This is a genomic window from uncultured Aureimonas sp. (assembly GCF_913775355.1).
Classification (GTDB): Bacteria; Pseudomonadota; Alphaproteobacteria; order Rhizobiales; family Rhizobiaceae; genus Aureimonas.
Genome location: NZ_CAJYIU010000045.1, coordinates 23,675 through 30,833 on the forward strand (window position 1 = coordinate 23,675; position 7,159 = coordinate 30,833).

The 7,159-nt window shown below is 68.9% G+C and carries 4 protein-coding genes; all 4 read left to right on the top strand.

The features are described from left to right. Positions 1-72 precede the first annotated feature (72 nt). The 4 genes from dnaK (at position 73) to dnaJ (ending at position 7,115) form a co-directional block, all read left to right on the top strand. Positions 73-2,226: a molecular chaperone DnaK gene (gene dnaK / locus QZ753_RS03505; protein ID WP_294641272.1), complete on the top strand. Its 2,154-nt coding sequence runs from the start codon at positions 73-75 to the stop codon at positions 2,224-2,226. A gap of 171 nt (positions 2,227-2,397) precedes the next feature. Next, a complete protein-coding gene (locus QZ753_RS03510; RefSeq protein WP_294641274.1) occupies positions 2,398-4,593 on the top strand; it encodes a methyl-accepting chemotaxis protein in 2,196 nt (731 codons plus the stop codon). Positions 4,594-4,705: 112 nt separating this feature from the next. Beyond that, on the top strand, positions 4,706-5,794 hold the full coding sequence (locus QZ753_RS03515; RefSeq protein ID WP_294641276.1) for an acyltransferase family protein: 1,089 nt from the start codon (positions 4,706-4,708) through the stop codon (positions 5,792-5,794). Positions 5,795-5,945: 151 nt separating this feature from the next. After that, the gene (gene dnaJ / locus QZ753_RS03520; protein WP_294641278.1) at positions 5,946-7,115 is read left to right on the top strand and encodes a molecular chaperone DnaJ; all 1,170 of its coding nucleotides are present in this window, start codon (positions 5,946-5,948) and stop codon (positions 7,113-7,115) included. The last annotated feature ends 44 nt before the right edge of the window (positions 7,116-7,159 follow it).

Genomic DNA, 7,159 nt, shown 5'->3' on the forward strand with positions numbered 1-7,159 from the left:
CGCCGGCGGGAAACGCCGGCGGCCCCTCTTCTTTCGTACCGGATCGATGCTGGTGCAGACGCCGGCGCCGCGATGCTGCCCGGCTGGCCGCCGGTTCACCGCCCACCGCGACAGGCGGCACGGACGGGCCAGAGACCGTCTTGCGCCCCCCAAAGCCCGTTCATATATAGCCCTCAGCCCGCCGGGGCGGCCGTTTTCGAGAGCCCCTCGGCGAACCGGAATCCCATCCAAGGTGCGGCCACGCGGAACGCCTCGATCGAGGGTCCGGGCCACACGCTCAACAAGGAGAGACAGACAATGGCGAAGGTGATCGGCATCGATCTCGGAACCACCAATTCCTGCGTCGCCGTCATGGACGGCAAGACCGCGAAGGTGATCGAGAACGCGGAAGGCGCGCGCACGACGCCTTCGATCGTCGCCTTCTCGAACGACGACGAGCGTCTCGTCGGCCAGCCGGCCAAGCGCCAGGCGGTGACCAACCCCGAGAACACGCTCTTCGCGGTGAAGCGCCTGATCGGCCGTCGCTACGACGACCCGACCGTGGCGAAGGACAAGGGCCTCGTCCCCTACAAGATCGTCAACGCCAGCAACGGCGACGCCTGGGTCGAGGCGCACGGCGAGAAGTATTCGCCGAGTCAGGTCTCGGCCATGATCCTGCAGAAGATGAAGGAGACGGCGGAAGCCTATCTCGGCGAGAAGGTCGAGAAGGCCGTCATCACCGTCCCCGCCTACTTCAACGACGCCCAGCGCCAAGCGACCAAGGATGCCGGCAAGATCGCGGGCCTTGACGTCCTGCGCATCATCAACGAGCCGACGGCGGCGGCGCTTGCCTACGGCCTCGAGAAGAACGACGGCAAGACGATCGCGGTCTATGACCTTGGCGGCGGCACGTTCGACGTGTCGGTGCTCGAGATCGGCGATGGCGTCTTCGAGGTGAAGTCGACCAACGGCGACACGTTCCTCGGCGGCGAGGACTTCGACATGCGCCTCGTCGACTACCTCGCGTCCGAGTTCAAGAAGGACCAGGGCATCGACCTGAAGAACGACAAGCTCGCCCTTCAGCGCCTGAAGGAAGCGGCTGAGAAGGCCAAGATCGAGCTTTCGTCCGCCTCGCAGACCGAGATTAATCTGCCCTTCATCACGGCGGACGCCTCCGGTCCGAAGCACCTGACGCTGAAGCTGACGCGCTCGAAGTTCGAGAGCCTCGTCGACGATCTCGTGCAGCGCACGGTCGGCCCGATGAAGGCGGCCCTCAAGGATGCCGGCCTGACGCAGTCGGACATCGACGAGGTCGTGCTGGTCGGCGGCATGACGCGCATGCCGAAGGTCCAGGAGGTCGTGAAGAATTTCTTCGGCAAGGAGCCGCACAAGGGCGTCAACCCGGACGAGGTCGTTGCCATGGGCGCCGCGATCCAGGCCGGCGTTCTTCAGGGCGACGTGAAGGACGTGCTTCTTCTCGACGTGACCCCGCTGTCGCTCGGCATCGAGACGCTCGGCGGCGTGTTCACGCGCCTCATCGACCGCAACACGACGATCCCGACCAAGAAGTCCCAGGTCTTCTCGACCGCCGAGGACGGCCAGAACGCCGTGACCATCCAGGTCTACCAGGGTGAGCGCGAGATGGCCGCCGACAACAAGTCGCTCGGCCGGTTCAACCTCGAGGGCATTCCGCCGGCACCGCGCGGCGTGCCGCAGATCGAGGTGACCTTCGACATCGACGCCAACGGCATCGTCAACGTGTCGGCCAAGGACAAGGGCACGAACAAGGAGCAGCGCATCACCATCCAGGCGTCGGGCGGCCTCTCGGACGCCGACATCGACAAGATGGTGAAGGAAGCCGAGGCCAACGCCGACGCCGACAAGAAGCGCCGCGCCGCGGTCGAGGCCAAGAACCAGGGCGAGAGCCTCGTCCATTCGGCCGAGAAGTCGCTTAAGGACTACGGCGACAAGGTCTCCGAGACCGACCGCAAGGCGATCGAGGACGCGATCGCGGACCTGCGCGCCGAGCTCGACAAGGCCGACGCCGATGCCGACGCCATCAAGGCGAAGTCGGACAAGCTCGCCGAGGCTTCGATGAAGCTCGGTCAGGCGATGTACGAGGCGAGCCAGGCCGGCGAGGACGAGGCGGCCCAGCCGCATGCCTCGACCGCGCAGGGCGGCCGCGACGACGTGGTCGACGCGGACTTCGAGGAAGTGCAGGACGACGAGCGCAAGAAGTCGGCCTGATCGACCTCTGAAACGCTTGGAAATGGAAGGCCCCGGCGGGATGCTCCCGCCGGGGCCTTTTTCATGTCGTCCTGCGGAACCTTTCGCCATCTGGCGCCGCACAACGAAATTTTATCAGTCATCCTCCAGAGTCGTTGGAACCCGTCTCTGACATCTCGCTCCGAGGATGCCATGAAATCGCTGTCCAGTTCCCTGTCCGCCAAGCTGATCCTGGCCGCGGGAGGCGCGGTGACCCTGGTACTGGCTGGCGCCTTCACCTGGATCTCGATGAGTTCGGCGGACCGGATCGAGGCGATGGCGCTGGACCGCGCGACCGCCGAGGCGCGCATCGTCGCCAACACGATCGGCATCGGGCTCGGTCAGGCGACCGCGGTCGGCAACGCGACGGCGGGTGCGATCGGGGCGATGCACGAGGCGGGCCTCAGGGACCGCACCGCCTATGTCGCGCTCCTCAAGCCGGCGATCGGCTCCTACCCCAACCTCTTCGGCTCCTGGATGGCGGAAGCGCCGGGCGGCATCGACGGGACGAGCGATCCCGCGGCCGTCGGCTCAAACAAGGACGGCGCCTTCACCCCCTACTGGACGAAGGGCAAGACCGGCGGCGCCGACTACAGCACCTTCACCGCGAAATACGACGCGGACTGGTACAAGGAGCCCGTCGCGCGCGGCAAGGGCTACCTCACCGCCCCCTACCTGTCCGAGACCGGCGTCCTCATGTCGTCGGCCGCCTATCCCGTCATGGCGGGCGGCAAGCTGATCGGCGTCGCCGGCATCGACATCGGCATGCACGAGCTTGCCGCCACGGTCTCGGCCCTGCAGCCCTTCGGCACCGGCCGGGTGTTCCTCGTCAGCGGCGACGGCAAGTGGCTGGTCGCGCCCGATGCGGCGATGCGCACCAAGCCCTACGAGGACATCGGCTCGGCCGATCTCGCGAAGGCGGCCGCCGACGGCCAGCCGCGCGTCCTTGGGACGCTGCCGGACGGCGCGACCCGCGTCGCCCTGCCGTTCCAGGTCCCCGGCTTCGATCTCACATGGGCGACGCTGGTCGACGTGCCTGCCGCTGTCGTCGCCGGCCCGGTTCGGGACGAGCGCCTACTCCTCGTCGGCGGCGGTCTTCTCGTCGTCGCGATCTCGCTCGGCGTCCTCGCCTTCGCCTCGCACCGCGTCGTGCGCCGACCGCTGCAGCGGCTGCTGGCGGGCGTCGAGGCGCTCAGCGCCGGCGACTACACGCGGCCGGTCGAGGGACAGGGGAGCCGCGACGAGGCCGGCGCGCTCGCCACCGCGCTCGAAGGCTTCCGCCACGAGCTCGCCTCGGGCCGTCAGGCCGAGGCCGTCGCCGCGCAGGAGCGCGTGCGGGCCGAGACGACGCGCCGCGAGGGCGAAGAGGAGCGTGCGCGCACCGCAGCCGAGCAGGCCGAAGTGGTGGCGCTTCTCGGCAGCGGCCTCGCCCGCCTGTCGGCCGGCGACCTCACCTGCCGCCTGTCGGGCCGGATCGGCGGCTCCTATGCCAAGCTCGCCACCGACTTCGACGCGGCGGTCGGCCAGCTCCAGTCGACGATGCGGACCGTTTCGGGCATCGTCACCAGCATCGACGGCGGCACCGGCGAGATCAGCGCGGCCGCGCAGGAGATGGCGCGCCGGATCGAGGGTCAGGCCGCCAGCCTCGAGGAGACGTCCGCCGCGCTCGCCGACATCACGCTGCGCGTCAACGAGAGCGCGGGCCATGCCGCATCGGCCACCACCACGGTGAAGGGCGCCTGCGCCGCCGCGCAGGCCTCCGACGAGATCGTCGCCCAGGCGATCGACGCCATGCGCGCCATCGAGGACTCCTCGGCCCGCATCGCCAAGATCATCGGCGTGATCGACGAGATCACTTTCCAGACCAACCTCCTCGCCCTCAATGCGGGCGTCGAGGCGGCACGCGCCGGCGAGGCCGGACGCGGGTTCGCGGTGGTGGCGCAGGAGGTGCGCGGGCTCGCCCAGCGCTCGGCCGAAGCCGCCAAGGAGATCAAGGACCTCATCGCCCGCGCCTCGCACGAGGTCGAGGTCGGCGTGACCTTCGTCGAGCGGGCCGGCGCCTCGCTCCAGGGCATCGCGGCCAAGGTTCTGGAGATCGACGGCAAGGTGACGGCCATCGCGAAGGGCGCGGCCGAGCAGTCGACCGGCATCCGCGAGATCAATACGGCCGTCTCCCACATCGACCAGATCACCCAGCAGAACGCGGCGATGCTCGAAGAGGCGGCGGCCTCTAGCCAGTCGCTGCGGGGCGAGGCGGGGGAACTGCGCGATCTCGTCGCGCAGTTCGAGATCGGCGAGGAGCGCACCCGCGCACCCCTTCGCCACGCGCCGGCCCGCCGGGCCGCCTGAATCGGCGCCGAGGGGCTCCACGCGCTCCTCGGTCCGCTCCCCTGCCCCGCTCCCCTGCCTCGCTCGATGGCGAGCGGGGCCTTGCCGTCGCCCTGCCCAGCGAGACCTGACGATGCACTACCGGATCTTCGACTGCTGGCGCTTCTCGGCCGCGATCCTGGTGATGACCTATCACTTCATGTTCTTCGCGCCGGGCACGCAGGCCCAGGTCGCGACCGACGCCCTGCACCATCTCCTGCCGCTTCTCGACGCCTTCTTCATGATCTCCGGCTTCGTGATCGCCGCGCGCTACGCGCCGCGCATGAACACGATGGGCGACTACCGGCGCTTCCTGCGCCGGCGTCTCGCGCGGCTCTATCCCCTGCACTTCCTGACGCTTCTGTTCTTCGGCTCGATCGGCGCGGCTGGCGCGCTCGGCCTCGTCACGCTGCACGACCTGCCGCGCTGGAACATGGCGGACCTGCCGCTGCACGTCCTCGCCGTGCATGCCTGGGGCACGACGGACCGGCTCACCTTCAACTATCCGAGCTGGTCGGTCAGCGCCGAGTTCTTCTGCTACCTCCTGTTTCCGGCGGTCGTCCTCGTCTGGCGCCGCGCGGGTATCGCCGGCCTCGCGTTCCTCCTGTTCGGCTGGATCGCGGTGCTCGAGGTCTGGAGCTATGCCGGCGTCTTTCCGAGCGGCCACTGGACCAATGCCGATACGTTCGGCGCCTATCGCGCCTTTGCCGACTTCACGGCGGGCGCGCTCGCAGCCGCCCTCGTCGCGCGGCGCGCGCTCGCCGTCACCTCGCACGCGCCGGGACTGCTCGCGCTTGGCGCTGCGCTCCTCACCATGGCGACCGCCGCGCTCGTCCACCTGACGCTGGCGCTCCTCTTCCTCGCCATCCTCCTGATCGGCCTGTCGGAGGGGGCGCGGCCCCGCTCCACCGAGCGGCTGGAGCCGGCGATGCCGCTCCTGCGCCTGTCCTTCGGCATCTACATCCTCCACGCGGCCTGCGAGATCGTGCTCCTGTCCTTCCTGTGGAAGCGGATCCTCGAGCCGCGGGAGATCATGAGCTTCTACGCCTTCCTGCCGATCCCGATGCTCGCGACGATCGCGCTTGCCTTCCTGTCGGCGCGCTTCGTCGAGGGGCCGCTCGGGCGTCGGCTGGCGGGCGAGCGCAATGCCAAGCCCCGGCCGCCGACGCTCGCCTCGGCCTGACGCGGCGGCGACGGGTCCGCGCAAGCTCCATCCGCTTTTGCTGGCCGCTGTCCTATGGTAACGCGGACCCTCCACGCCTACATCGGGCCCGCGACGGAACTTCGCTGGACTTTCCGTCTCCACATCATGACTGCACCGGACGGCTGGTCCGATGCGCACGAGAACGGTGATACGCTTGTCCGTGAAGGTCGATTACTACGAGATGCTCGGCGTCGTGAAGGGTTGCGACGACAAGACCCTGAAGGCCGCGTTCCGCAAGCTTGCCATGCAGTATCACCCGGACAAGAACCCGGGCGACGCAACGGCTGAGCTGAAGTTCAAGGAGATCGGCGAGGCCTACGAGGTCCTGAAGGACCCGCAGAAGCGTGCCGCCTACGACCGGTTCGGCCATGCCGCGTTCCAGAACGGCGGCGGCGCGGGCCGGGGCGACTTCGCGTCCTCGATGGCTGACATCTTCGACGACATCTTCGGCGAGATGATGGGCGGGCGTGGCGGCGCCGGCGGACGGCGCCAGGGCGGCCAGTCGGGGCGCGAGCGCGGCTCGGACCTTCGCTACAACATGGAGATCAGCCTCGAGGAGGCCTTCACCGGCAAGACCGCCGAGATCGGCGTGCCGACCACGATCCAGTGCGACCAGTGCCACGGCACCGGCGCCAAGACGGGCACGGCGCCGAAGGCCTGCCCGACCTGCGGCGGCATCGGGCGCGTGCGCGCCGCGCAGGGCTTCTTCTCGATCGAGCGCACCTGCCCGACCTGCCAGGGGCGCGGCGAGATCATCGCCGACCCCTGCGGCAAGTGCGGCGGCGACGGGCGCCTGCCGGAAGAGCGCAACCTCTCGGTCAACATCCCGGCCGGCATCGAGGACGGCACGCGCATCCGACTCGCCGGTGAGGGCGAGGCGGGCCTGCGCGGCGGACCTGCGGGCGACCTCTACATCTTCCTGTCGGTGAAGCCGCACGAGTTCTTCCAGCGCGACGGCGCCGACCTCTTCTGCAAGGTGCCGATCTCGATGACGACGGCCGCGCTCGGCGGCTCGTTCGAGGTCACGACGCTCGACGGCGCCAAGTCCCGCGTCAAGGTTCCCGAGGGCACGCAGTACGGTAAGCAGTTCCGCGTCAAGGGCAAGGGCATGCCGGTGCTTCGCTCGACGCAGACCGGCGACCTCTTCATCCAGATCTCGATCGAGACGTCGCAGAGCCTGTCGCGCCGCCAGCGCGAACTCCTGCAGGAGTTCGAGGACATCTCCTCCTCCGAGAACTCGCCGCAATCGACGGGCTTCTTCTCCCGGATGAAGGAATTCTTCGAAGGCCTCAGCGACTGAGGCAGCCGGACAGGGCGGCATCGGGGAGGGTGTTGTGGACGTGG

Coding starts and splice junctions, on each gene's coding strand:
- QZ753_RS03510 (WP_294641274.1), top strand. CDS start 2,398: ATGAAATCGCTGTCCAGTTCCCTGTCCGCCAAGCTGATCCTGGCCGCG.
- dnaK (WP_294641272.1), top strand. CDS start 73: ATGCTGCCCGGCTGGCCGCCGGTTCACCGCCCACCGCGACAGGCGGCA.
- QZ753_RS03515 (WP_294641276.1), top strand. CDS start 4,706: ATGCACTACCGGATCTTCGACTGCTGGCGCTTCTCGGCCGCGATCCTG.
- dnaJ (WP_294641278.1), top strand. CDS start 5,946: ATGCGCACGAGAACGGTGATACGCTTGTCCGTGAAGGTCGATTACTAC.